Source organism: Verrucomicrobiia bacterium (genome assembly GCA_035577545.1).
GTDB lineage: Bacteria > Verrucomicrobiota > Verrucomicrobiia > Palsa-1439 > Palsa-1439 > Palsa-1439.
The window spans coordinates 11,635-33,415 of the sequence record DATLVI010000034.1; the positions used below are offsets into that span (position 1 = coordinate 11,635).

The 21,781-nt window shown below is 58.3% G+C and carries 18 protein-coding genes; 11 read left to right on the forward strand and 7 right to left on the reverse strand.

Translation table 11 applies throughout. The features are described 5' to 3' along the window. Window positions 1-122: 122 nt before the first annotated feature. Window positions 123-1,625: a trypsin-like peptidase domain-containing protein gene (locus VNL17_11985; protein HXI84795.1), complete on the reverse strand. Its 1,503-nt coding sequence runs from the start codon at window positions 1,623-1,625 to the stop codon at window positions 123-125. A gap of 107 nt (window positions 1,626-1,732) precedes the next feature. Beyond that, the gene (locus tag VNL17_11990) at window positions 1,733-2,281 is read right to left on the reverse strand and encodes a hypothetical protein (GenBank protein ID HXI84796.1); all 549 of its coding nucleotides are present in this window, start codon (window positions 2,279-2,281) and stop codon (window positions 1,733-1,735) included. A 155-nt stretch (window positions 2,282-2,436) separates the two neighbouring features. On the opposite strand from VNL17_11990, the gene nadA reads away from it, so the two are divergent. The 4 genes from nadA to VNL17_12010 all read left to right on the forward strand — a co-directional run bounded on the left by nadA (window position 2,437) and on the right by VNL17_12010 (window position 5,251). Next, window positions 2,437-3,375 (forward strand): quinolinate synthase NadA, encoded by a 939-nt coding sequence (gene nadA, locus VNL17_11995; GenBank protein ID HXI84797.1) that lies wholly within the window; start codon window positions 2,437-2,439, stop codon window positions 3,373-3,375. A gap of 96 nt (window positions 3,376-3,471) precedes the next feature. Further along, complete coding sequence (locus tag VNL17_12000; GenBank protein ID HXI84798.1) at window positions 3,472-3,831, forward strand: metalloregulator ArsR/SmtB family transcription factor; 360 nt, start codon at window positions 3,472-3,474, stop codon at window positions 3,829-3,831. After that, window positions 3,815-4,306: an SRPBCC domain-containing protein gene (locus tag VNL17_12005; protein ID HXI84799.1), complete on the forward strand. Its 492-nt coding sequence runs from the start codon at window positions 3,815-3,817 to the stop codon at window positions 4,304-4,306. The genes VNL17_12000 and VNL17_12005 overlap by 17 nt, the downstream gene beginning before the upstream one ends. 111 nt (window positions 4,307-4,417) lie before the next feature. Further along, window positions 4,418-5,251 (forward strand): thioredoxin family protein, encoded by an 834-nt coding sequence (locus VNL17_12010; protein ID HXI84800.1) that lies wholly within the window; start codon window positions 4,418-4,420, stop codon window positions 5,249-5,251. Window positions 5,252-5,595: 344 nt separating this feature from the next. On the opposite strand, the gene VNL17_12015 is transcribed toward VNL17_12010, so the two are convergent. Continuing rightward, complete coding sequence (locus VNL17_12015; protein ID HXI84801.1) at window positions 5,596-6,801, reverse strand: class I SAM-dependent methyltransferase; 1,206 nt, start codon at window positions 6,799-6,801, stop codon at window positions 5,596-5,598. Between the two features lie 159 nt (window positions 6,802-6,960). Here VNL17_12015 and VNL17_12020 point away from each other — a divergent pair, with 159 nt between their 5' ends. Both VNL17_12020 and VNL17_12025 read left to right on the forward strand, forming a co-directional pair. Continuing rightward, on the forward strand, window positions 6,961-12,618 hold the full coding sequence (locus tag VNL17_12020) for a hypothetical protein (protein HXI84802.1): 5,658 nt from the start codon (window positions 6,961-6,963) through the stop codon (window positions 12,616-12,618). A 73-nt stretch (window positions 12,619-12,691) separates the two neighbouring features. Then, complete coding sequence (locus tag VNL17_12025) at window positions 12,692-15,355, forward strand: pitrilysin family protein (GenBank protein HXI84803.1); 2,664 nt, start codon at window positions 12,692-12,694, stop codon at window positions 15,353-15,355. 191 nt (window positions 15,356-15,546) lie between these two features. On the opposite strand, the gene VNL17_12030 is transcribed toward VNL17_12025, so the two are convergent. Beyond that, on the reverse strand, window positions 15,547-16,065 hold the full coding sequence (locus VNL17_12030) for a hypothetical protein (GenBank protein ID HXI84804.1): 519 nt from the start codon (window positions 16,063-16,065) through the stop codon (window positions 15,547-15,549). A gap of 310 nt (window positions 16,066-16,375) precedes the next feature. Here VNL17_12030 and VNL17_12035 point away from each other — a divergent pair, with 310 nt between their 5' ends. Then, window positions 16,376-16,528, forward strand: a complete 153-nt coding sequence (locus VNL17_12035) for a hypothetical protein (GenBank protein ID HXI84805.1) — start codon at window positions 16,376-16,378, stop codon at window positions 16,526-16,528. 43 nt (window positions 16,529-16,571) lie between these two features. On the opposite strand, the gene VNL17_12040 is transcribed toward VNL17_12035, so the two are convergent. Continuing rightward, window positions 16,572-17,207: a carbonic anhydrase gene (locus VNL17_12040; GenBank protein HXI84806.1), complete on the reverse strand. Its 636-nt coding sequence runs from the start codon at window positions 17,205-17,207 to the stop codon at window positions 16,572-16,574. Window positions 17,208-17,382: 175 nt separating this feature from the next. On the opposite strand from VNL17_12040, the gene VNL17_12045 reads away from it, so the two are divergent. The 3 genes from VNL17_12045 (at window position 17,383) to VNL17_12055 (ending at window position 20,182) form a co-directional block, all read left to right on the forward strand. Beyond that, on the forward strand, window positions 17,383-17,874 hold the full coding sequence (locus VNL17_12045; GenBank protein HXI84807.1) for a GNAT family N-acetyltransferase: 492 nt from the start codon (window positions 17,383-17,385) through the stop codon (window positions 17,872-17,874). A gap of 661 nt (window positions 17,875-18,535) precedes the next feature. Then, window positions 18,536-19,120 (forward strand): HupE/UreJ family protein, encoded by a 585-nt coding sequence (locus VNL17_12050; GenBank protein ID HXI84808.1) that lies wholly within the window; start codon window positions 18,536-18,538, stop codon window positions 19,118-19,120. Between the two features lie 48 nt (window positions 19,121-19,168). After that, window positions 19,169-20,182 carry an ornithine carbamoyltransferase gene (locus VNL17_12055; protein HXI84809.1) on the forward strand — a complete coding sequence of 338 codons (1,014 nt, stop codon included), beginning with the start codon at window positions 19,169-19,171 and terminating at the stop codon, window positions 20,180-20,182. A 21-nt stretch (window positions 20,183-20,203) separates the two neighbouring features. Here the strand turns inward: VNL17_12055 and VNL17_12060 are convergent, their stop codons facing one another. Continuing rightward, window positions 20,204-20,872 carry an SDR family oxidoreductase gene (locus VNL17_12060; GenBank protein ID HXI84810.1) on the reverse strand — a complete coding sequence of 223 codons (669 nt, stop codon included), beginning with the start codon at window positions 20,870-20,872 and terminating at the stop codon, window positions 20,204-20,206. A gap of 66 nt (window positions 20,873-20,938) precedes the next feature. On the opposite strand from VNL17_12060, the gene VNL17_12065 reads away from it, so the two are divergent. Further along, the gene (locus tag VNL17_12065; protein HXI84811.1) at window positions 20,939-21,421 is read left to right on the forward strand and encodes a DUF2127 domain-containing protein; all 483 of its coding nucleotides are present in this window, start codon (window positions 20,939-20,941) and stop codon (window positions 21,419-21,421) included. A gap of 12 nt (window positions 21,422-21,433) precedes the next feature. On the opposite strand, the gene VNL17_12070 is transcribed toward VNL17_12065, so the two are convergent. Then, complete coding sequence (locus tag VNL17_12070; protein ID HXI84812.1) at window positions 21,434-21,781, reverse strand: hypothetical protein; 348 nt, start codon at window positions 21,779-21,781, stop codon at window positions 21,434-21,436.

Genomic DNA, 21,781 nt, shown 5'->3' on the forward strand with positions numbered 1-21,781 from the left:
AAGCGTGGCCAACTCTTGCCGATGCGTGTGGCGCGCCAAGTTGGGTTGTGCCATCAGTGTTTCCAAAAAAACCTCCCCCGTGGCTAGTCGGGGGAGGTCTCGCGACTGGAGAACAACAAATCCTATTTGGAGTCCTTCAGCACAACGAAAGTCGAAGTGCCGCCGCGCTGGACGTACAGGAGCACGCCTTTTTGCGGGTCAATCTTGTCGATGGCAGTCTTGAAGTCTTCCGCGGAATGGACCGGGGCGCGGTCAACCTCGGTGATCACGTCGCCACGTTGAAGGCCTTTCTGCTGCGCCGCGCTGCCGTCGGCGACATTAACAACGACGACGCCTTCCGCAGCATCCTCCAACTTCAACTGCTCGCCGAGGTCCTTGGTCAGGGTCTGTACCGTCAGGCCGAACGCGCTTTCCGCTTTCGGTTTGCGGGTGTGTTCATGCGCCGCGTATTGGACCGTGTCGGGCATTTCGCCGGTTTGCAAGGCAACCTGGACGGTCTTGCCGGCGCGCACAACGTCAAGCATGACCTTCTGGCCAACTTCCTTGCGGAGGATCTGCCGCTGCAAGTCCCGCGGCGCCTTGACGGCCACGCCATCGACGGCCACAATGATGTCCGCCGGTTTGAGAGTGCTCTTTTTGGCGGGCGTGCCGTCGTGGATCTCCCTAACGACCACGCCGTCCTTCAAGGGCTTGGCCCATTCCGCCAGTTCTTTGTTCTCGGAAAGCGCCTCAATGCTAATGCCGATCCATGGGCGCGTGACTTTGCCGTCCTTGATGAGCTTCTCGGCCGAATCCATCGCCACATTGATCGGGACGGCGAAGCCGATGCCGCGACTCAGGCCGCGGATCAGTGTATTGATGCCGATGACGCGACCTTCGATGTCGCAGAGCGGTCCGCCGGAATTACCGGGATTGATCGCCGCGTCGGTCTGGATGTAGTCGATGGTCGCCACAATCCCCGGGTCTCCCATCGGCGGGCGCCCCTTCGCGCTGACGAATCCGACGGTGAAGCTGTAGTCCAGTTCATACGGCGCGCCGATCGCGATGGCCCACTGGCCGACCTTCACCTCATCGCTGTTGGCGAACTTTGCGGCCGGCAGATCCTTCGCGTCCACCTTGATGACGGCGATGTCGGTATGGTCGTCGGTGCCGATGACCTTGGCGTCCTTGTACTCGGTGCCGTCCTTGAGGCGGACGGTGATCGTGTCGGCGCCGTCGACGACGTGCTGGTTGGTGAGAATATACCCATCCTTGCGCAGGATGATACCGGAACCCTGTCTGTCAATGTTGCGTGGATGGCCCTGGGGCAGGTGCTTGAAGAAAAACTCGAACGGCGTGCCCTCGAACTGCTGACTGTTGTCACCGTCATCACCCTCTGTCGACTCCGCGGCGCCACCTATCTTGCTTGAGGTCGTGATGACGACGACCGATGGGCTCATTTGGTCAGCGACTTTCTCGAACGCGCTTTCCAGGCGCCGCGCGAGATCAATATCGCCATTGGATGCTGCCGCCGGAGTGGCGGCTGCGTAGAGGGCAGGAGACGCAGCCGTCAGAAATAGGGCCAGCCCGATGGTGAGCCAGCGGACCGGTTGCGAATTCGTAAAGTGAGATGCTGATGTATTCATAAAGTTATAATCTTCGACCCCGCTCCGCGGGGCATGTTCAAATGACGTCGCGAATATCGCCGAAGTTTAGCGAACCGGCAAGTGCTCACGAGGTTTTTGAGGTGTTGCTACTTGAGGGCCTGAATCTCGGGGTCGGTCGGGAAAATGGCCTTGGCGACGGCCACGAGTCGGGTGTAGATGGGGTCGAAGTCACGTGTGGTATTCACAGGCGCTACTGAATCGTTGTCAAACACACCAATCTGCTGGCACGCGAAACAAATGGCAATCTGGACAGCGCGTTGTTGGTTGCTGAATGTGAGCAAAACGCCATAGTCAGGAAGGCAAGCCTTGGCTCTACCCCACGGATAGGAGGTTGACTGAGGAAGTAGTTGTTGTACGACGTGGTATTGGGCCGGTGCGACAGGAACGATGATGCCCTTGTCATAGCTTTCGAGGACCCACGGATTCAACGCGCCGCTTCTGTCATGCAGACGTTGCGCGGTGACCTGTTGCGAGGCGAGAAAATCGTCGAGGCGTTTCTGATTGCCGAAGATCTTATGGCGGACGTCGGGCTTGAACGGGTCATAATAGTAGAAACCCCAAAGGTAGGCGAACACGAATGCGACTGCGAGGAATAGAAGGAGCAGGACGATTCTTTTTAAGAAGTGAGACCGCACGAGGGGAGAATATCTGATTCCGGTCACGGTGCCAAACTGGAATCTGTGAGTGCGAGTGCCATTGCTGCCGCGAATCGTATTCTCGGCTACAACGGATTCATACCTGCGTTGACAATGTGGGTGATTCCGCTAACCTTGGAATGGCGATGGCAACGATGATTACCACGGCTGACACCACCGAACTGCAGGAACGCGTTCGCGAGCTGAAGAAGCTCAAGAACGCGGTCATCCTTGCGCACAACTACCAGGTGCCGGAGTTGCAGGACGTGGCGGATTTTGTGGGCGACTCGTTGGGGCTTTCCTTCAAGGCGAAGGAGACGGCGGCCGATGTGATTCTCTTTTGCGGTGTTCATTTTATGGCCGAGACCGCGAAGATCGTCAACCCGGGCAAGACGGTCATTCTCCCCGACCTCGAAGCGGGCTGCTCGCTGGCTGATTCCTGCGACGCGAAGCAGTTGGCGAAATGGAAAGAGGCGCATCCCGACGTCGTGATTGTGGCCTACATCAATTGCACTGCCGCCGTCAAAGCGCTGGTGGACATTATCTGCACATCAGGAAATGCGGTCCGAGTCGTCAACTCGATTCCACCCGACAAAAAGATCCTCTTCGTTCCCGACCAGAACCTCGGCCAATGGGTGATGACACAAACGGGACGCCAGATGATCTTGTGGCCGGGCGCGTGCTCGACGCATGTGCTCTTCACCCACAAGGCCATCTTCCGTTTAAAGCAGGAGTATCCCGACGCAGAAATCGTCGCTCACCCCGAATGCCTGCCAGCCGTCCGCATGATGGCCGACGAAGTGTGCTCGACGGAGAAAATGGTGAGCTACTGCAAGAACTCCCCCGCGCGTGAGTTCATCATCGTCACCGAAGCCGGCATGTTGCACCGCCTCCAGAAGGAGTTGCCGGATAAGGTGTTCATCCCCGGCCCTACCGACTCCTGTCACTGCAACGAATGCAGCTTCATGAAGAAGAACACGCTGGAGAAAGCCGTCGCCGCCTTGGAGACTTTATCTCCCGAAATCATTCTCGAAGAGGAAGTTCGCAAGCGCGCCCTCGTTCCGATTGAGCGCATGTTGGCACTGGGGAAATGACACACAAGACTGAAGCGAGGTCGCTGATTTTGCGGGCCAATAAAAATTTAAAGATTTTATTTGCATTCATTTTTATTTTGTTTAATATTCAACCATATGGTTGAATATAATTCGAAAGTGTTGGACAGGACTTTTGGGGCGTTGGCGGATCCGACGCGGCGACGGATTTTGGCGCAACTGGCGAAGGGCAATGAGTGTGTGACGGATCTGGCGCGGCCGCATGCGATGTCGCTGGCGGCGGTGTCGAAGCATTTGATCGTTTTGGAGAAGGCGGGGTTGGTGAAGCGACGGCGCAAGGGGCGGGTGCATTCGCTGGCGCTGGAGGCGAAGCCGATGCAGGAGGCGCAGGCGTGGATCGACCGGTATCGGAAATTCTGGGAGGCGAACCTGGATCAGTTCGAGAAATATTTGGACAAACTACAAACGAAGGAAAACAAACATGACGACGATAAATAATGAAGTACAGAAGCCGGATGACGCGACGTTAATCTTGAAGCGGATGCTGAATGCGCCGCCGGAGCTGGCGTTCAAGGCCTGGACGTCGGCGGAACATATCCAGCAATGGATGCGGCCGGAACCGGGGATGGTGGTTCCGCTGGCAAGCGTGGATTTGCGGGTGGGCGGGAAGTATCGCATCCAGATGAAGAAGCCGGACGGGGAGTTTTTCACGGCAGCGGGGGAGTTCCGCGAGGTGAAGGCGCCGGAGCGACTGGTTTACACGTGGGATTGGGAGAAAGACGGCAGCGGGGCGGAGTTTGGTGAGGTGGAGGGGAAGACGTCGCTGATCACGGTAGAGTTTCTCAAACGGGGCAAACAGACCGAGTTTGTGATGACTCATACCCGGTTTGCCTCGGTGGAGAGCCGGGATAGTCACGCGCAGGGATGGGACAAAATTGTGGAGAGCTTCGCGGGGTTTGTGGAGAAAAAATGACGCTATGCATGTCCGAAAATCGAGGCTCGTTCGTCGTATCACTGAAACTGAATACAAACTGACAGCGGTTCGTCCCGCAGGCGCGGGATCGGCCCATAACGAAAGGTAATAATGAGCACAAAAGCAAATATCGTATCGCGAGAGGAATGGATTGCAGCCCGGCTCGGGTTGCTCAAGGAGGAGAAGGAATTAACGCGGCGCAGCGACGAGGTGGCTCGACGGCGGCAGGAGTTGCCCTGGGTTCGGGTTGACAAGAAGTATCGATTCGAGACCAACGAGGGGAGTGCCTCGCTGGCAGACCTCTTCCGGGGCCGCTCGCAGCTTCTCGTCTACCACTTCATGTTCGGACCCGACTACACAGCGGGCTGTCCATCCTGTTCGTCGATCGCGGACGGGTTCAACGGCATCGTTGTCCACTTGGAGAACCACGACGTTGCGTTTTCGGCGGTGTCGCGGGCGCCCCTCGCGAAGCTGCAGGCGTACAAGAGGCGGATGGGGTGGAGCTTCCCCTGGGCGTCCTCGCTTGGTGGGGACTTCAACTACGACTTCAACGTCTCGCTCACCGAGGAGCAACAGCGCAATGGGACCGTCGAATACAACTACCGGCGCGAGCCGGCGTGGGCAGAAAGTGGGATCGGCGATTCACTGACGAAACGCGGCGAGGGGCCTGTCGCCGAGCACGCGGCCATGACTGGAACCGACGTGGCCACGTACACGCGCGAGAGGCCGGGCATGAGCGCGTTCGTGCTCGAAGACGGCGTTGTCTACCACACCTATTCGACCTATGCGCGCGGACTGGACGGCCTCTGGGGCATGTACCAGTGGCTTGACCGCGCACCCAAGGGGCGCAACGAGGCGGGCATCTGGTGGCGCCGTCACGACGAATACGAGGCGCTTCCTCAAAACGCCGGCTCATGTTGCCACACAGCGGAGGCGCGCGCGTGACCGTTCGCCACTGCTGCCAAATCAAGACGCGAGCCGGCGACAACGCTCGCCGGCCCCCGGCGCGTCTACGGCGTGGCGGGGAGATCGCTGGCTGGATTGTTCCGAGCGCTACGCTGGCACTGGTTCCCAAGTGTCCCGCCTGTGTGGCGGCGTATGTGGCTTTCGCCACCGGTATCGGGATCACCCTGCCGGCCGCCACGCACCTTCGCGCGATGCTTGTGTTATTGTGCGTGGCCTCATTGGTTTTTATTGTTGCAAAACGACTGCGGAGTTTAATTACGCGGGGAGTCAGCTTGCAAAGTCGGCGGTCTATTGCGTGCCGACAGTCAATCACATGACCGAAATCAAAACCTCAGATAAATTGCCTTGAGGTAATGCGCTTCGGGGTAGGCGGCCGGGTGGTCAGCGGGGTGGGCGGTGGTTTGGAGTTCCTTGAAGGGGCGGGCGGATTCGGTGGCAGCTTCTCGAACTGATCCCAAGAATTCTTCGGTCGAAACATGCGCGGAACAGGAGCAGGCCACCAAAATGCCGCCGGGTTGTAAAAGTTTTATGGCGCTTCGCGTCAATCTCCCGTAAGCGCCGATGGCTTGCTCGCGTTCGGATTCCCGCTTCGCCAGCGACGGCGGATCGAGAATGATCAGATCGAAGGATGCTGGTGGGGCCGAGTCCAGCCAGTCGAAGGCGTCGGCTTTTACGGTTTCATGATGACAGCGAGCGATGGAGGACTGGCCGAGGTTCAATTCGAAGTTACGGTTCGCGGCGGTCAGGGCGTGCTGGCTGATGTCCAGGTCGATGACAGAGACGGCTCCGCCGCGGGCAGCGTACAGGGAAAAGCCGCCGGAAAAGCTGAAGGCATTCAAGATGCGTCGGCCCTGGGACAACGATTCGACGATGTGCCGGTTTTCGCGCTGATCGAGGAAGAAGCCGGTCTTTTGTCCGCGGACCACATCGACTTCGAAGCGGAGTCCCGACTCCAGGAAAATGACCGGCTCGATCAGGGGCTTTCCGCGAACGATCTGGCCTTCGGTGAACGGCTGCGATTTGTCCAGAATATTCCGGCTCATGCGTAGAATGATGCGGTCGTTGGGGACTTGTTCGCTGATGATGCCCACAATTTCTTCCAGGCGTGGAATCCAGGCCGTCGTGTAAATTTTGAGGACCAGGGTTGAGTCATAACGATCCAAAACGAGCCCCGGCCAGCCGTCGTTTTCGCCGTTGCAAAGCCGATAGCCGTTCGTCTGAGAATCAAAAAGGTTGTGCCGTCGGTCGAGTGTCGCGGTCACGTGCTGTTGCCACCAGGCGCGGTCCAGTTTTTGCGGCTTACCGACATGCAACATGCGGACGCGGATCGGTCCCTCAGGATCGAACAGGCCGATCCCGAGGAAACGGTCTTTCCGATCATATATGACGGCTAGGTCTCCTGCTTTACCGTCGCGGTTTTGTTCGCGAATGCTGTCGGAAAAAAGCCAGGGATGGCCCGAACGCAGAATCGATTCGGCCTTCTGAGAGACGCGCAGCCTGAGGACCGGGGTTGATTCAAGATTAATCATTCGCACTTCAAAACGCCAAGCATTAGTATCGTATACCATCCTGCTCTCTACAGGCTGTAGAAAAATTTCTGTCCCAATTCTCAAAAAATTCTCGACAGCGTTATACGCCAATGTTTTACTCATGCACGGAGAAGCAAGGGTCGTAGTCTGGGCTGGGGCATGATGAAACGACGCGCGTATCGTGGGGCAGGGTTGCTATCTATTCTCGCGGTGTCTTTGGTTATCCCGACCGTTGCCCGCGCACAGTTCAGCGCGAACTTCCAAACCAACACCATCAGCGGCGTGACCAGCAATTGGGTCGGGACGTTTTACATCATCGGCAGCAACACGTTTCTCGACACCCTGCAAATCATCAATGGCGGCGTGCTGTCAAACGGCTCGTGCGTTGTCGGCTACGTGCCGGGCGGCAGCAACAACACCGTCCTCATCTCGGGCCTGGGCTCGATGCTGACGAACCGCTTTGATGTCTACCTCGGCAACGACGGGGGGAACAACCGGCTCATCGTAACCAATCGCGGTGCCGTTTACAGCGGAAACGGCTACCTCGGCTTTAATCTGTTCGGCACCAATAATGTTGCATTGATCAGCGATACCGGGTCCGTCTGGCGCGTGAAAACCAATCTTTTCATCGGCTACGTCGATGGCGCGAACCAGCTCATCGTCTCCAATGGCGGCGTCGTTTCGGACGTCGTCGGCCTGATCGGCTCAAACGCGAACCTGAATGTCGCGACGATCACAGGCCCGGGCTCGATGTGGAGCAACAGTTTCAGCGTCGTGCACGGCTTCATTGGCCAAAACAACCGGCTCGTCGTGACCAATGGCGGCTTGCTCTGGAGCGGAAAAGGCGCCATCGGCGACGCCAACATCAGCCGCAGCAACATCGCGACCGTCGTCGGCATCGGCTCGACGTGGCGCAACACCGACACTCTCTATGTCGGCGATCTCGGCTACTCGAACCGGCTGGAGATTGCGAACGGCGGTCTCGCCAATGCGCTCTCCGGTTACATCGGCGTCGGTCCCAGCAGCACCGGCAATATTGCCGTCGTTGCCGGCAGCGGTGCGGTGTGGAGCAATGGCATCAACTTGTTTGCGGGTTATGCCGGCGTTGGCAACCGGTTGATTGTGACCAACGGCGGCAAGGCATTGGCTCAAGCGGGCACAATTGGCTACACGAATTCGAGCGTGGCTAACACAGCGTGGATTGAGGGCGCCGGCTCGACATGGAGCAACACGGTCTATCTCTACGTCGGATATGTGGGCGCGAACAATCAACTCGTCGTGTCGAATGGCGCCGCAGTCTTCAGTGGCACCGGTTTTATTGGTTCGGACCGGGTGACCAGCAACAACACCGCGACAGTCGTCGGCGCGGGTGCCGTGTGGAGCAGCACGAATTTCATCTACGCCGGTTATGTCGGCTCTTCCAACACACTCGTTGTCGCGGATGGCGGAACGGTGCGCGCTGTTGAGATCCGCGTCGGGTTTGATCCGATCAGCAGCAACAATCTGGCTCTGATTACCGGCAGCGGCGCGCTCCTCAACGACACCAACATCATCGTCGGCTACGGCGGGTTTGGGAATCAATTGATCGTTTCCAACGGGGCCGTGGTCTTTGACACGGTTGGCGCGTTGGGATTCACCAACCAGAGTTCACAGAACTCGGCGTTGATCACCGGCAGCGACTCCGCCTGGAGCAACAGCAGCATCGCGTACATCGGCTACAAGGCCGCGAATAATCAGCTGGTCGTGGCGGATGGTGCGACCATGTTCAGCGGCGACGGCCTTGTGGGCTCGTTTATCTCCAGCAGTAACAACACTGCCACGATCCAGGACCCCGGTTCCGCCTGGCGGAATACGAACTACCTGTACATCGGCAGTTCCGGTGCGGCCAACACGCTGCTAATCGCCAACGGCGGTCAGGTTTCTGGCAACTACGGCATCATCGGTTTTAACGGATCGAGCAGCAACAATCTCGTGACCGTCACCGGCAATGGGTCGCTGTGGAGCAATACGTTCGAGCTCGTCGTCGGCGACGCCGCGGCGGCCAACCAGCTCGTCATCGCCAACGGCGCAACGGTATACGGTACGGCGGGCGGACTGGGTCTGCTCAGCCCGGCCACCGGCAACAGTGCCGTCATTGACGGGATGAATTCGGCATGGATCAATACGTCTTTCTTCTATGTCGGTTACTCCGGCTCGGTCAATCAGGTGACGATCACGAATGCCGGGGTGGTGTTCAGCAGTGCCCTTGAGGTGGGCTCCTACGGCCCCGGCAGTAACAACACACTGATCGTCACCGGCCACGGCTCAACATTGGCCTCGACCAACTCCATCACCGTCGGATCATTTGGCGCCCATAACGTCCTGACGGTCGCCGGGGGTGGCGCGGTTTCCAACGCCTACGGCTACATCGGCTACCAGACGACTGGACGTACCAATTCAGTGTTGGTCACCGGCAGCGGTTCGACGTGGACGAACACGACCGCGCTTTACGTCGGCCTGAACGGATTGGGCAACTCGTTGACGATCAGCAACGGCGGCGCGGTGTACGATGGTAGCTACTGCGAGATCGGGTACGCGGCGACCAGCGACCGCAACTCCGTGCTGGTGACCGGTCCCGGCTCGACGTGGGTGAATGACCTCCTCTACATCGGTCAGGACGGCGCGAGCAACACGGTGACGATCGCCAACGGCGCGAAGGCGTATGGCATCAATCCGTACGGTTCCAGTTGTTACCTCGGCTATTTCGCCGACAGCATCAGCAACTCCGTGTTGGTCACCGGCACCAACTCTTCCTGGCAGTACGTCAGCAGTCTCTACATCGGGTACTCCAGTCGCAGCAACTCGCTCACGGTTGCCAATGGAGGTTATCTTGAGAGCCTGCTGGGCTACGTTGGCGGCAATTTCGGGACGAACAATTTCGCGCTGGTGACCGACCCCGGCTCGATCTGGTACAACGACCAGTATCTTTATGTCGGCGGCGGCGGTAGCCGGAATTCATTGGTGGTCAGCAATGGCGGTGTGGCGGTCGGTCATCTCGGCGGCTACATCGGCTATCCGTTGGTTACCGGCGGCGGCAACAGCAACTCCGCGCTTGTCACCGATGCGGGCTCTGTCTGGAGCAATCAGAATAATTTCCTATACGTCGGATATACCTGCCACGGAAATAGCCTGATGATTAGCAATGGTGGCGCGGTGGTCGATTACACCGCCAGCCTCGGCTACGCGTCGACCGTTGGCATTGACGGCAGCAACAATTTCGGAACGGTGACCGGCGTTGGGTCGGTTTGGAACAATACCGGCTCGTTCGCCCTCGGCGACGGTTCGCACAGCAACCGCCTCACAGCGGCGCTACTTGGTAAAGTTGCCGCTGCAAATATCTTTGTTGGGGCGCGTGGCGGACTCAACAACCTGCTCCGCCTTTCCAACGGCCTCGCGCAGGCTTCGTCCGTGAACGTCGGCACGGGGAACTTCCTCACTGGATCGGGTACCGTGACCGGCGGCGTCCTCAACAACGGTACGATCGACGCCAATATCAACGGCGCCACGCTCACATTTTCCAGCATCGTGAAGAATAACGGCGCGCTCCGCGCGAGCGGGGGCGGCATCATTGAATTCTACGGCCCGGTGCTGAACTTCGGCACGACCAACTTCACCGGCGGCACCGCCATCTTCCATGCGGGCATCTTCTCCTCGAGCGGTAGCACGAATAGCTGGAGCTTCCCCGGCAATGATCTTTGGGAAAATGGCGCACGCTGGTCGCGCACGGTGCCGCCCTCGTCCGCCGATTCGCTGGTGCTCATCACGAACGCTACCACCAAGACCGTTACCGTCACCGCGAGCACATTCTCCTCCGCCCCGAGCAGCGTGAACAACTTCAACATCGCTCTGTCCGGCCCGACCGGCGTGACCAACACGTTGGGCATTGCCAATACACCGGCCGGCACGCCGTTCACTTCCGTTTACCTGAGCATCGGTACGAATGCGGTCGCCATTGTCAGCAACGCGACCGTGCAGGTTGGAACGTTTGGCACGGGCGCATTCACCGTCGATGGCGAGCTGCGCATTCAGTCGGGCGGCCAACTTGACACGACCGGCGTCGCCACAAGCACTGTTGGCAATGCCTCGGTCAGCGGTGTCGGCGCGAGTTGGAGCAATGGCGTGTTGACCGCCGTGCCGGGCTGTCGGTTGAGCGTCACCAACGGTGGACAAGTGTTCAGCAGCAACGGCAACATCGACGGCCCGAACGCAACCGGCACCGTGGCCGGCAGCAACTCGACGTGGAATGTGGCCAGCACATTCTACCTCGGCAACACCGGTGCGGCCAATCAGTCGATCGTCACCAACCGCGGCATGCTGGTCACCGGCAGCGTATACCTTGGCAATAACACTTCTGCCAGCAACAACATGATGACGATCACGGGCGACGGCTCGGTCTGGACCAATCAGATTAGCTTCCAAATCGGCGCGGGCGTGGGCAACCAGTTGATCATCACCAATGGCGGCAAGTTCGTGAACTTCGCCTTCGTCAGTACTGTCGGCGGCAATCCGGCGGCCAATGGCAACAACGTGATCACGGTTACGGGAACAAATTCGGTCTGGACGGACTACTCCTATTTCTGGCTCGGCTACTTTGGCGGGAGCAATCAGTTGATCGTCGCCGACGGCGCCACGCTCAATGGTTACGTGTCTGAAGTGGGTGTCAATACGAGCAGCAGCAACAACACGGTCACAGTCACTGGCAGTAATTCGGTATGGCACAGCACTGATTGTTACATCGGTTACAACAGCGCGGCCAACCAGTTGGTCGTTACCAACGGCGGAGTGGTCTCCGATGACGGGATCGGCGCCGTTGGGTACAACGCGACTGCCAGCAACAACACGGTGATAGTCACGGGGAGCAACTCCGCCTGGCGAAACACCACTACGTTGTACATCGGCAACGCGGGCAACAGCAATCGTCTGGAGATTGCCAGCGGCTCGGTCGTCGCGCGCAACGCATTTATTGGAGCTGTCGGGACGAACAATGTGGTCCGCGTGACCGGCGGAGGTTTGTTCGTCACCAACGCACTCGGGAACGCCGCGCTCGTCGTCAGCTCGGCCGGTGGACTTGGCAGTCTGATTATCAACGGCGGCTCGGTCACGGTGGACAAACTCATCGCGACGAACGGCGCCAACAGCATCGTCACGCTTAATGCCGGCTCGCTGAACGGCAGGGCGGCGTTTGTGACCAACGCACAGCAGTTTGTCGTGGGTGACGGCGCAAGCACGGCGACGTATCATCTGCTCGGCGGTACGCATTCGTTCGCCGACGGACTCAAGGTTCGCAATGCTTCCTTCCTGACCGGCTGCGGCACGATCAACGGTGCGGTGGTTGTCGATTCCGAGGGCACAGTATTGGCGGATTGCGGCGGCACGCTCACGTTTACGGGAAGTGTCACGAATAACGGAACGATGCGCGCGATCAATGGGAGCTCGCTGGAGTTCTACGGCCCGGTGGTCAACAACGGCGTGATCGATCTCATCAATGGCGGCACGACCAACTTCCATGGTGGGTTCATTAATAATGGTGTCGTGCTGGACGCCAGCAGCGTCCAGGTAGCGCAAACATTTGTTTCCGGTAACGATTTCGTTGTGCAAATCCTCTCGGTCATGGGGCATACATATCAGATGCAGGTCACGCCATCGCTCGCGCCGACCAATTGGCTGGCCATGGGCGGTTCGCAATCCGGCAACGACGGAATGTTGACGTTTACCGATCCTGGTGGCGCGACGAATGTGCCGGGGCGATTCTACCGGATTGATGTTAGCGCCCCGTGATTTCTACAGCGGGCGGAGTTGACTTTCGAACGGGGCAATGTCATTCACTGTCCGATCTTTGTCCTCCATACAAATGAAAAGACTTCATTTTCTGTTAGTCCTACTGCTCGCGCTATCTCCGCGACAGTCCAACGCCCAGTTCACTTTTGACAGGAACATCCTCCGTGCGACGCTGAAAAATGGGTTGCGCGTGGTGATCGTACGCAATCCGCTGGCGCCGGTGGTGACGACGGTGGTGAATTACGAGGTCGGGTCGGATGAGGCGCCGGAGGGGTTTCCGGGGATGGCCCACGCGCTGGAGCACATGATGTTTCGCGGCAACCCGGGTCTTTCGGCGGACCAACTGGCCCATATTTCCGCCGCCATGGGGGGCAACTTCGACGCCAATACGCAGCAGACCGTCACCCAATACAATTTCACGGTTCCGGCCGACGACCTCGAACTGGCGTTGCATGTCGAGTCGTTGCGGATGCGCGGGATCCTTGGAACGGACGAGCTGTGGGACAAGGAGCGGGGAGCAATCGAACAGGAAGTGGCCCAGGACCTCTCCAATCCTTCGTACCTGCTTTACATGAAGCTACTGGAAGCGGTGTTCAAGGGAACGCCGTACGCGCACGATGCGTTGGGGACGCGACCGTCATTCGATAAGACGACGGGCGCGATGCTGCAAAGGTTTTATCGGAATTGGTACGCGCCGAATAATGCGATCTTCGTGATTGTCGGCGACGTGGACCCGGTGACGACTTTGGCTTCCGTGAAACGCCTGTTCGAAAACATTCCGTCGAAGAAACTGGCGCGTCGTCCCGAGGTGCATTTGCAGGCGGTCAAGCCTGACACGCTGCACATGACGAGCGATTTGTCGTACGGGATGGCGGTGATCACGTTCCGGCTGCCGGGGACGGACAGCGACGACTCCGCTGCCGCGCAGGTGATGGGCGACGTGTTGTCGAGTCATCGCGGCGATTTGTATGCGCTGGTGCCGGCCGGGAAGGCGTTGTCGGCGGAATTTGCATTGGGTTCGTTGCCGAAGGCGAGCCTGGCTTATGCGATGTGTGCGTTTCCCAAGGGGGGAGATGGCGAGGCTTTGATCAAAGACATGCGCGCGGTGCTCACGCAATACGTGAAGCATGGATTCCCGCGTGATTTGGTTGAGGCGGAGAAACGGCATGAAGTGGCCGATGCGGAGTTCGAGAAGAACTCCGTGGAAGGTTTGGCGATGTCGTGGTCGGCGGCGCTGGCGTTGGAACATCACCGTTCGCCCGACGAAGACATCGAGGAAATCAAGCGCGTGACGGTATCCGATGTCAATCGCGTCGCCCGCAAATATCTCGATCTGGATCACGCCATCGTGACCGTCATGACGCCCGAGGCTTCTGGAAAGGCGACTTCGTCCTCGACCTACGGCGGACACGAGTCGTTTACGTCCAAGGAGGCGGCGACGGTGCCGCTGCCGGACTGGGCAGCGGCGAAATTGGCAAAGCTTCCCGCGGTTCCGGAATCCACGGTGCATCCGGTGGTGACCACGCTGACGAACGGGCTACAACTCATCGTGCAGCCCGAAACGATCAGCGACACGGTCAATGTCTACGGTCGCGTGCGCAACCATGCGGGCCTGGAGATGCCCGAGGGACAGGAGGGCGTGGACCAGGTGCTCGCTGAACTCTTCTCATTCGGCACCGAGTCGCTGGACCGCGTCGCTTTTCAGAAGGCGCTGGACGATATCGGCGCGAACGAGTCGGCCGGCACGAGCTTCGAGGTGGATGTCCTGACCAAGTATCTGGACCGTGGCGTGCAATTGTTGGCGGACAACTTATTGCATCCGGCCCTGCCTGAAGAGGCGTTCAAGACGGTCCGCAAGCAAGTTGCCGACGGCGTAGTGGGAGCGTTGGAGAGCCCGGATTATTTGAGCCAGCGGGCGTTGCTGGGTGCGCTGTTTCCGAAAGGCGACCCGGCGCTGCGGCAGGCGACGACGAACAGTGTGAACGCGCTGACGCTGGACAATGTGCGCGCCTATCATCAATATGTTTTCCGTCCCGACCTGACAACCATCGTGGTGATCGGGAACGTCACACCCGACCAGGCGAAGACTGTTATCGGAAAATGGTTTGGTGATTGGACGGCGACCGGGCCGAAACCGGAGACGGTCCCACCGCCGGTTTCCAACAATGTGGCGTCGGTCATTGCGGTTCCCGACAAGAGCCGGGTGCAGGACAAGGCGGTACTGGCGGAAACGCTCGGCTTGAACCGTTACGACCCGGATTACTATCCGTTGCAACTCGGCAACCTCGTGCTCGGCGGCGCATTCTACGCGACCCGGTTATACCGCGACCTGCGCAAGGACAGCGGGCTGGTGTACGCCGTGCAGTCAGGGTTCGATGTCGGCAAGACGCGGGCGTTGTACGAAGTGGAATTTGGCTGCGATCCGCCGAACGTCTCGAAGGCCCGCGCGATCATTGAGCGCAACCTGAACGACATGCAGACCAAGCCGGTGACCGCGGACGAATTGCAGCAAGCGAAAGCCCAGTGGCTACGCGAGATTCCGCTGACCGAGTCCAGCGTGGGCGGCATCGCATCCACGCTGCTCTCGCTCGCCACGCGCGACCTCCCGCTCGACGAACCGACTCGCGCCGCGCAACGTTGCAGCACGATGACAGCCGAAGAAGTGCAAGCCGCGTTCGCGAAATGGTTGCATCCGGCTGATCTGGTGCAGTCCGTGCAGGGGCCGGAGCCGAAGTGATTAGTTTGGTTCACGAATTACACGAAGAAGACACGAAGCACACGAAGTGAAGTAGACGGCTGTTTCGGGCGATCATCCTGGCCTACGTCGCATTCGGACGGATGGGAAATTGCCTCCCCGCTTTGGACGGTTTGCGAACCTTGCGGTTTGAACTTCCGAGGCTTGCCCCCGCTGGCCAAGACTCGCTTCGCCTAATTGAGGCCACTGATGAACTCGATTTCCCGCAGCGTTATGAAAAAATCTAGATTCGTGTTACCGCCTCCCGCCATAACCTTATATTGGTCTCCGTGTCTCTCGAATTCATATATCGTCCAGTGTACTCCTGATCGTAAGATGCTCTGAGAACCATCATCACCAGTTTGCATGAAGCAGCCGTACCTCAAAACGGCCTCGGTGACGTTAGTTGCAGAATTCCCCGCCCTGACAACGAAAATCTTCTCATCCGAGTCGCACGTGTAGATGGCAAGCTCCTTCTCAACGTGGACAGTCCACAGATATGCGCACAGGGGAACGTGTTGCCCGTCTGGGGTCTTGTAATAAAGCTGGCAACCTACGCTTGAGCCTACCGGACTAAAAAAAGTCCTGACAACCTTCAATTCGTAACCTCCGCCGAGTGCCTCGTATTCAATGGTAGGACGAAGGAGAAAATAGATCGCCACCGCAGCCAACAAAACCATAATGCCGGCTACCCGAATCAGGGTGAGTTTCATAACAATCGAGTGGGCGAACCCATTAGACGCTCTCTCGAACCATGAGGAAAGCACAAAATAGGACTCCTCGCATAGGACTCGAACCTGTGCGACCACCCTTGGGGCATTCTGTTGAGATGCAGGAGAACTCGCCTCGCACGCCGCTTCCGCTTGACCGAGGATGGTACTTTTGGTGACGGGGGATTGGCGGGGTAGGGCGATTTACTGAGGGAGCTTGGTCATTTGTCCGATGCCAGATTCATCTGCCTGCCCAATATACGGACGACCGCGTTTTCTTTATCCTTGTTTTCGTTGGACAAAGGAGACCCGGATGAAAAAGATCAAACTTCGCACGAGATTGATGGGGCGGATTGAGTACTGCTGGTTGCTGTTGACCAACCCGACCTTCCAAGCGGCGCGCGACAAGCGCCTGGCTTTCTACCAATACCAAACGGGTAAGTACTACAGCAGTCTCTGCCCCTGATCCTGCAGCCCATATTTCCTGTAATCCACGACCATGCATTTTGTCATGGCTCCGGCTCGATGGGTTGGAATTGTTGGGTAGTAAGGTCGTAGGCGAAGAGCTTGGCGGTGGCGAGTTCGAAGAACCAGCCGTGCAGGCGCAGGGTACCGGCGGCCAGGCGTGCCGCGACGGCGGGGTAGGTGTGGAGATTCTCCAGCGCGAACAGGACGTTTTCCCCGGCGGCGGCGGTGATGCGTTCGGTGCGGTCGGTGAGATGCTGGTAGTGGCGGTCCATCAATTCGCGGACGGGAGCGGCCGTGGCGATCCATTCCTTTAGATGCGGTATTTCCGGCGAATCCGGCAAACCGTCGAGTAGAGCCGTCATCGCCCCGCACTGCGAATGACCGCAGACCACGACGTCGGTCACGCCGAGGATGTTTACCGCAAACTCGATGGCCGCGGCGGTTGAATTTCGGCCCGGGACGTCCGCGCGGGGGACGATGTTGCCGATGTTTTTCACAACGAACAAATCGCCGGGCTGGCTCTGCGTGATCAACTCCGCCAGGACACGCGAGTCCGAGCAGGTGATGAAGAGCGTATGCGGATTCTGTTCCTGCCGCGAAAGACGGCGAAAGAGTTTGCGGTACTTGCCGAGTTCGTCCTGCTGGAATTTGTGAACGCCTGCGATGAGTTGTTGCATGGTCAGAAGGCGCTATTTAAGGCGTCCATTTCATTGACGCTTGTATCACTGACGTAGGTTCAATTCAAGCGGACTTGGTCCAGTGGGCCAACGTGGACGCCTTTTGTGCTTTCCTCCCGGTACGGTCAACGGTTTAATGAGGTTCGCAGACCTGACCGGTGTGGAGCGGAAAAACATGACGCAACTTCGGCAAGAGGAGGCGGAGGACCTGGACTTCCTCGAAGAGATGCTCTTTGAGGCATTCTTCTGGGACCCATCCACCAAGCGTCCTTCATTCGCCTCGTTTCGCGACGACCCGGAGTTCATCAAGCTGCTCGCCGGTTGGACACGCCGCGGAGATCGGGCGATCATCGCAGAAGAGAATGGTGTGCGGACGGGGGCCGCGTGGTTTCGGCTCTGGACACCCGAGCTTCACTCCTATGGATTTGTGGATGCAACCACACCGGAAGTAGCAATGGCGGTGAGAGCGGATTATCGGCACCAGGGACTTGGGCGGAGGTTGCTTGACGCCCTCATAGGGACGGCCCGCACAGATGGTTTCCCGGCTCTTAGTCTGAGCGTCAGCCCCCTGAACTCTGCGCGGCAGCTCTATGAGTCCGCAGGCTTTCGAAAAGTGGGGGAATCCGGAACCTCGTGGACGCTGCTGCTTGCACTCAAGCCACTTTAGCCGTGCGTCGATGGCGCCGCCTGACGAATATCGCTAATTGATAATTTTGCTGGACACGGCGTTGTGGGAGCGGTATAGTCGGCGCGGTTTTATGAAGAGAGAGCTTACTTCACGAGGGGGCAAACACCCCTCACCTCAATCCTTTGCTCCGAATTACGGCGCGGAGGCTCGTAGCGTCTGGCCGATTCGGCTTTCCCCAAGGGGAGAGATCTCCAAAACATGTGTTTCTGCGAAACGAACCCACCGATTTTTTCGTGAAGAACTGGTGTATGGATTTGGTCTGCAATGAGTTGTGCAACAGAGGAGAGGGTTTTTTCGGTGGGTTCGTTTTCCAAAACGAACCCACCGGGAGGGTGTTTTGAGGGTGTTTCGGGCAGAATTAGAACGATTTCAGAGGCTGGCGCTATCGATTGGGAGCACTTGGAATAGGGAAGATGCTCTGGTTGTTAGAAGGATTATATGTGTAGTGTGAGATGGTTGCCGCAAACGACCGCGGCGTCTCGCAGACTCGGCTGGACAAGCTCAAGCATGACGAACCGGAGAGACTGTGATGAATAGTGAAGCGTCCAAGGCCCAACATGCGATACTGAACAGACCAAGAAGAGATGGTTCTCCGCAAGTTTCTTGACAGGCGAATGGCATGACAAATAGAGTGGAAGGCATGAAGACGATCTCGCGTTCTCTTTGGATTTCGGCGGCTTTTCTGCTGCTCACCGGCGTGGGCGCTCAGGCCCATATGCTCCCCAATGACGTGCATGGATTTGGCAGCGGGTTTGCGCATCCGTTGCATGGGCTCGATCATATATTGGTGATGGTGGCGGTCGGTTTGTGGGCGGCGCAACTTGGCGGTCGGGCGCGCTGGATGGTCCCGGCGAGTTTCGTTGGCGTGATGATGCTCGGCGGGGCACTGGCGATGGGCGGGCTGCGGGTGCCGTTTACGGAACAGGGGATTTTACTTTCGGTGTCGATGCTCGGAGTTTTGATTGCCGTGGCCGCGCGGTTTCCGTTGGCGGCGAGCATGGCGATTGTGGGCGTCTTTGCGTTTTTTCACGGGCATTCACACGGCACCGAGATGCCGGCCAATGCGGTTGGGTATGCGTACGGCGCGGGGTTCGCACTGGCGACGGTGCTGCTACATGCGAGTGGCATCGCATTGGCGAACGCTGTGAAGAACATGAGATTGCCGGTAGTGCGCTGGGCCGGCGCGGCGATTGCCGTGGCGGGAATTTGCCTTTGGGCGTTCTAGCCAGACGGACGGAACGCGAATAACTGAAACTCCTTTAAGGAAATCACTATGCAAACATTGTTACGAGGCAAGGACTACATTGAGACGCCGGATTGGACGAAGGAAGAACTCGAGACGGTGCTCGAGGTCGCCGGCGACCTGAAAAAACGTTTTGCGCTGGGCGAAGCGCACCGTCTGCTGCAGGACAAGACACTGTTCATGATGTTCTTCGAGCAGAGCACGCGCACGCGCAATTCGACCGAGGCCGCGATGACGCAGCTCGGCGGTCACGCGCACGACCTGACACCAGACAAGATGCAGATTTCCCACGGCGAAACACCGAAGGATACCGGCAAGGTCTTGTCGCGTTACGGTCACGGTATCGCGATCCGCAACTGTTTCTATGGCGTTGGCAACAAGTACCTCCGCGAAGTGGCCGAGCATGCTTCGGTGCCCGTGGTCAGCTTGCAGGATGATGTGGATCATCCGTTACAGGCGATTGCGGATTTGATGACGATGCGCGAGAAGTACGGTAACAATTTGCGCGGCGTGAAATGCCTCGTCTCGTGGACGTATGCGCCCGCGTATGCGCGTCCACTCAGCGTGCCGCAGGGATTGATCTGGCTGCTGCCGCGCTTCGGCATGGACGTGACACTGTCGCATCCGAAGGAATTCAATTTGATGCCGCGCACCGTCGAGGCGGCGAAGAAATTCGCCAAGGAAAACAGGACCAAGTTCGAGATCATTCACGACATGGATGATGGGTTCAAGGACGCCATTGTCTGCTATCCGAAATCGTGGGGTTGCCACCAGTATCTCAACGACCAGGGCGTTCCCGAAGCCGATCGCAAAGAAGCGGGCATGAAAATCCTCAATAAATACAAGAGCTGGGTCTGCACCGAGAAGCGAATGAAGATGGCGAAGAAGGAAGCGTGTTACATGCACCCGCTACCCGCAGACCGCGGCGCGGAAGTTGAGGACGCCGTAATCGACGGCCCGCAATCCGTGGTGTTCGACCAGGCGGAGAATCGGTTGCACACAGTAAAAGCGATCCTGTCACTGGTAATGGGCGGCCGGCCGTGAGGTGATTTTGGATTGGGCCGCTTAGAAGTGAAACAGGCCGATGTTCTCGATGTTGACTCGGCGGGGTAGCTTCAGGAGAAATAGCGCTGTCGAGGCGAGGTCTTCGACTTGCAGGACGCCCTGGCGGACTTCACCTTCGTTTTGGGGCGGGGGAACCTGCACGAGCCCGGGGCAGAGGCAGTGGACGTGAATGCCGAATTCCCGCACTTCGTGCTGCAGCGCCTCTGACAAGCCGATGATGCCGAACTTCGATGCGCAGTAGGGACCGGCCTGGGGGTAGCCGTGCTTGGCGGCTTGCGAGGCGATGTTGACGATGTAGCCGGAGCGTTGCGCGATCATCGCCGGCAACACGGCTTGCGTCATAAGGAATGTGCCGGTCAGGTTTGTGTCGAGCACCTTGTGCCAATCTTCCTCGGAGCAGTCGACGACCTTGCTGCCCACGCCGAGGCCGGTGTTGTTGACGAGAATGTCGATGCCGCCGAAGCGTTGCTTCGCAGTTTCCGCCACTTTCACGACATCGGCTTTCTTACGAACATCGCAGGCGACAGTCACGGTGTTCTCGACGGACAACGCGCGGCGCGAGGCAATCACCACATTGGCGCCCTCGCGCAGCAGCGCGGTGGCAATGGCCTTGCCAATGCCGCTACCGCCGCCGGTGATGATGGCCGTCTTGCCCTGAAGTGTTTCCATAAGAATCGCGAGCGTAGTCATCTGGCTCGACGTTCACAAGAATTATTGCGATAGTCGCGGCCTCGTATGGGTACGCGAAGACATCACGACGTTGGTTTTATCGTCATCGGAGTTTTCAAACTTGTGAAGGGGGCGTTGTTGCTCGCCTTTGGCCTGGGAGCGCTGTCGCTGATTCACAAGGACGCGACGGAGGTCATTCGTCATTGGGCCCATGTGTTCCAGGTCGATACGGACAGCAAGTTCGTCCAATACTGGCTGGTGGAAATTGGTTTGGTACAAAAGCGCGACCTACCACTGGTCGTTACGACCTCGCTGTTTTACTCAGCGCTTTTGTCGACGGAAGGCGTCGGTTTGCTGATGGAAAAAGTCTGGGCGGAATACCTCACGTCGATCATCACCGCGTCTTTTATCCCGATCGAAATCTACGCGTTGGTAAGACATACGACCGTCGTGCGCATCTGCCTGCTACTGGCCAACGCTCTCGTCGTGACTTATCTCGTGCTTCGACTGGGTCAGCGAAAGCGTGCCAACGCATTACCTGCAAGTTGATTTCCGGAGATCCTATTTCGAACCGGTTTCGAGATGGAATTTGTGTAGGAACCGATGCACCACCGGCGCGAACATCACGCCGACGCTGGTAATGAAGGCCACGCCGCTAAACAGCGCGTAGAACGAGGCGAACCACTTGCCGGCATCGTGATGCAGTTCGTTGACGGGCCCCATGCCGGACAGAATCATGGAGGCATTAACCAGCGCATCCAACCAGCCGAGTCCTTCGCTGAGGTGATATCCGATGACTCCCATCCCCAGGCTCGCACCCACCAGCCCCAATCCGATTCCGAAGTGGCGGAGCAGGCGGCGGTGGTACCGTGGCCGAGGCGCGAGTGGGTCTTGTCGATGCTCGAACAT

What these genes read in the sequence shown, in the direction of transcription:
- VNL17_12065 (HXI84811.1), top strand. Translation starts at nt 20,939, where the DNA reads ATGGGTACGCGAAGACATCACGACGTTGGTTTTATCGTCATCGGAGTT.
- VNL17_12015 (HXI84801.1), bottom strand. Translation starts at nt 6,801, where the DNA reads ATGATTAATCTTGAATCAACCCCGGTCCTCAGGCTGCGCGTCTCTCAG.
- VNL17_12005 (HXI84799.1), top strand. Translation starts at nt 3,815, where the DNA reads ATGACGACGATAAATAATGAAGTACAGAAGCCGGATGACGCGACGTTA.
- VNL17_12050 (HXI84808.1), top strand. Translation starts at nt 18,536, where the DNA reads ATGAAGACGATCTCGCGTTCTCTTTGGATTTCGGCGGCTTTTCTGCTG.
- VNL17_12035 (HXI84805.1), top strand. Translation starts at nt 16,376, where the DNA reads ATGAAAAAGATCAAACTTCGCACGAGATTGATGGGGCGGATTGAGTAC.
- VNL17_12030 (HXI84804.1), bottom strand. Translation starts at nt 16,065, where the DNA reads ATGAAACTCACCCTGATTCGGGTAGCCGGCATTATGGTTTTGTTGGCT.
- VNL17_12055 (HXI84809.1), top strand. Translation starts at nt 19,169, where the DNA reads ATGCAAACATTGTTACGAGGCAAGGACTACATTGAGACGCCGGATTGG.
- VNL17_12010 (HXI84800.1), top strand. Translation starts at nt 4,418, where the DNA reads ATGAGCACAAAAGCAAATATCGTATCGCGAGAGGAATGGATTGCAGCC.
- VNL17_12045 (HXI84807.1), top strand. Translation starts at nt 17,383, where the DNA reads ATGACGCAACTTCGGCAAGAGGAGGCGGAGGACCTGGACTTCCTCGAA.
- VNL17_12060 (HXI84810.1), bottom strand. Translation starts at nt 20,872, where the DNA reads ATGGAAACACTTCAGGGCAAGACGGCCATCATCACCGGCGGCGGTAGC.
- VNL17_12000 (HXI84798.1), top strand. Translation starts at nt 3,472, where the DNA reads ATGGTTGAATATAATTCGAAAGTGTTGGACAGGACTTTTGGGGCGTTG.
- VNL17_12070 (HXI84812.1), bottom strand. Translation starts at nt 21,781, where the DNA reads ATGTTCGAGCATCGACAAGACCCACTCGCGCCTCGGCCACGGTACCAC.
- VNL17_11985 (HXI84795.1), bottom strand. Translation starts at nt 1,625, where the DNA reads ATGAATACATCAGCATCTCACTTTACGAATTCGCAACCGGTCCGCTGG.
- VNL17_12020 (HXI84802.1), top strand. Translation starts at nt 6,961, where the DNA reads ATGATGAAACGACGCGCGTATCGTGGGGCAGGGTTGCTATCTATTCTC.
- nadA (HXI84797.1), top strand. Translation starts at nt 2,437, where the DNA reads ATGATTACCACGGCTGACACCACCGAACTGCAGGAACGCGTTCGCGAG.
- VNL17_12025 (HXI84803.1), top strand. Translation starts at nt 12,692, where the DNA reads ATGAAAAGACTTCATTTTCTGTTAGTCCTACTGCTCGCGCTATCTCCG.
- VNL17_12040 (HXI84806.1), bottom strand. Translation starts at nt 17,207, where the DNA reads ATGCAACAACTCATCGCAGGCGTTCACAAATTCCAGCAGGACGAACTC.